This window comes from Geminocystis sp. GBBB08, from assembly GCF_016743215.1.
Classification (GTDB): domain Bacteria; phylum Cyanobacteriota; class Cyanobacteriia; order Cyanobacteriales; family Cyanobacteriaceae; genus Geminocystis.
In genome coordinates, this window is record NZ_VRZC01000320.1 from 1 (window position 1) to 619 (window position 619).

At 32.8% G+C, this 619-nt stretch carries 1 protein-coding gene; it reads left to right on the forward strand.

The window, feature by feature from the left end; genetic code table 11:
- The coding region (locus FWJ34_RS19465) for a hypothetical protein (RefSeq protein WP_308256977.1) at window positions 1-619 on the forward strand (619 nt) is incomplete at both ends.

Consider the following 619-nt stretch of genomic DNA (forward strand, 5'->3'; position numbering starts at 1 on the left):
GCAAAATATTTAGGTTATGACTTACCTGTTCATAAGTTACGTTATATTGTTACGGGGGAATCTTTTCCTGAAAATTTTAGGATTAATTTACAAAATCAAGCTCAAGTTAGCCCCGAAAAGCCTTTTTTATATTCTTTTTATGGTAGTGCAGATACAGGAATTTTAGGTACAGAATCTTTAGCTTCCATTTGTTTGAGAAAAATCTTATACCAAAATCCCGTTGTTGCAAGTCGTTTAGGGTTTAACAATTCGATACCTGATTTTTTTCACTTCACCCCTAAAGATGCTTTTCTTGAGACACACGAGAAGGGGATACTTGTAACCGAATGGCAGGAGACTCCATTATTTCGTTATCTTCTTGCCGATAAAGTTAGCTTTTATTCTTGGCAGGATTTAAAACAGAAATTAATAAGCGCTTCTGCTAATGAAAATATTTGTCCTCAATTGCTAGACGTAATTAATAATTCTAGTGATTATTTTCCTGATATTATCGCTTTAACAGGTCGCACAGATACTACTATTATTTTGTTAGGTGGTAATTTTAGCCAATATCTTCTTGAGGAGATAATTAAACATGAAGACTTACAACATATTTTAACAGGAATATATTACGCTCAAA